This window comes from Pseudoflavonifractor sp. BSD2780061688st1 E11 (assembly GCF_005844125.1).
In the GTDB taxonomy this organism is placed as follows: Bacteria; Bacillota; Clostridia; order Lachnospirales; family Lachnospiraceae; genus Sellimonas; species Sellimonas catena.
On the sequence record NZ_SPHM01000091.1, the window covers coordinates 1 to 1865 of the forward strand.

The following is a 1865-nucleotide window of genomic DNA, read 5'->3' on the forward strand; positions in this document are numbered from 1 at the left end:
TAGCCGTTGACCACAGGCATGAAACCTCACGCCTGCCGCTTGCTAAGCGGATTTACTCTGCCCCTTATGGGCGCACAGATAATGTGATTGTGAATGTGCGACTTGTCTATGTGGGTGCAGACCACAAAGGCATGATTGCCCTTGGTGAATCGCTTGGCAAATTCCACACCCAGCCGATTGGCTTCCTCCGGTGTGATCTCACCGGGGCGGAACGACTGGCGCACATGATAGGCGATCACATCATCCGCACCTCGCACTCGTCCGGTCGCGGCAAGGTACTGCCGCTTTGCCAGAAGGAACTCTGCATCCGCAGTCCTGTTGTCACACGCATAGCCGGTAATGAGCCTGCCATTATCTGTTTTTTTGGGATTGGCCACATAGTCGATGATGTCACTGATCGCCCGACTTTCTGTGCGGCCCTTGCCGACATGAAGCGGCATGATTCTTGTGGTTGCCATAGGTCAGACCTCCTTCCCGAAAAGAAAACGGCCTGCCATAGCAGACCGCTTTCACTATTCTATAAAACTTTCTTCATCGAAAAAATTGAACTCATCATCTTCTAAGTGTCTTGGTGGAAATCTCATTTCATATTGCTCTTGCGCCAATGCACGGACATCAGGCCGCCTATCCTTTAGTCGATTTTTCAGCCAGGACAACTGCTCTTTCGATAGCCTCCATGGAAGATTCAAAAGACGATTCAGTGTCATCAGTTCAGCCTGCTTTTCTGCTGGTAGCGAAGCACAGGATTTACAAATGTGGGATGCATGACCTTTGCCTGAAAATTTTTCGTTGGCTTTGTATTCACCACAAACTTTACAATAGTGTCCATGCTTTTTCATAAGCTGATGCCCTTCTCGCAAAGAACATATAACCTGCGAATTGCTTTCATAATCACATCCCATTCCAAATCAGAAGCATAAGAAAACTTTTTACGGTATGCCTCCCAAAGTTTTTGCATAACCGAATCATTTTCCACTTCGTCAAAAACTTCTTCAGCCTGGTTAAGATACTTCTCCGATCCCCGTTTATGAGCAGTTGCCAGAAGCGCATCATGTAAAATTTTCGGGTTCAGCGTGGTTCCATGCAGCTGTTCTAAAATGTAAATATCGTAGAAATCTCTCATGCGGGTATTGGTTGTGGTTCTAGTAATAATGGTTTCCAGTTTTTCTGCCAGCACAGTTTCTAAATTATAAGCCCAAATATCAATGGAGCGATCTTCCAGCATAAGTTTGAATGAATACCGAACCTCTCTTGGAGTGATTGCATCTCCCGTAGAAATATCAATTTTCAAAGGGGTCACTACACCATCGAATGTTGTACTCATGCTGACACGAATCCCCGGATACTCTGCTTCATCCATAATCTCCGAAATACTTTTCAGCTGAAATTTAACACCATCATCAATCGGAACAGTTACGATTGATGAAATTAGATTCTCAATATCCTCCACATTAACATTAGCTCCTTTTATGGTTGCATCCAAATCCATCGTAGAGCGGGCATCCAATCCAACCATAGCCGCTACCAACATACCACCCTTTAAGATAAACTTATCACGATACTCAGAAAGAGAAATACGCTCCAAAAAACGCTCCATCATGTAGTTCCTCATTAAAATCTGAGCATCTGCGGATTTTTCTCTGGAAAGGTTTCGTATTAAATCTTTAAGCTGCCTTGCTGTTTTTATCATAAAAGTACCTCCAAATACTGTCGTAAAATTTTTTCCACCTTGAACATCCCAGCATATTGCATTAAAGCTCGCAGGTTCTTATCTTTTTAAAAGTACCTCCCGACTTTGCCACTTTCTCCATTCTAACAACTGAAAAATATATTGAAAATACAGCCTTTGGGTTGTATTTTTTTAC

At 43.5% G+C, this 1865-nt stretch carries 2 protein-coding genes and 2 pseudogenes; all 4 read right to left on the minus strand.

Going from position 1 to position 1865, the window contains the following annotated elements; translation table 11 throughout:
* Positions 1-77: 77 nt before the first annotated feature.
* Positions 78-458: pseudogene (locus tag FGQ85_RS18080) on the minus strand (relaxase/mobilization nuclease domain-containing protein); the annotation flags it as partial.
* Between the two features lie 54 nt (positions 459-512).
* Positions 513-839, minus strand: coding sequence for a hypothetical protein (locus tag FGQ85_RS18085; RefSeq protein ID WP_006773027.1), 327 nt, complete (start codon positions 837-839; stop codon positions 513-515).
* Positions 836-1690 (minus strand): nucleotidyl transferase AbiEii/AbiGii toxin family protein, encoded by an 855-nt coding sequence (locus tag FGQ85_RS18090; protein ID WP_002595844.1) that lies wholly within the window; start codon positions 1688-1690, stop codon positions 836-838. The genes FGQ85_RS18085 and FGQ85_RS18090 overlap by 4 nt, the downstream gene beginning before the upstream one ends.
* Positions 1687-1776 (minus strand): annotated as a pseudogene (locus tag FGQ85_RS18095) (abortive phage infection protein); the annotation flags it as partial. The pseudogene FGQ85_RS18095 and the gene FGQ85_RS18090, both read right to left, overlap by 4 nt.
* Positions 1777-1865: the final 89 nt, after the last annotated feature.

Coding starts and splice junctions, on each gene's coding strand:
- FGQ85_RS18085 (WP_006773027.1), bottom strand. CDS start 839: ATGAAAAAGCATGGACACTATTGTAAAGTTTGTGGTGAATACAAAGCC.
- FGQ85_RS18090 (WP_002595844.1), bottom strand. CDS start 1,690: ATGATAAAAACAGCAAGGCAGCTTAAAGATTTAATACGAAACCTTTCC.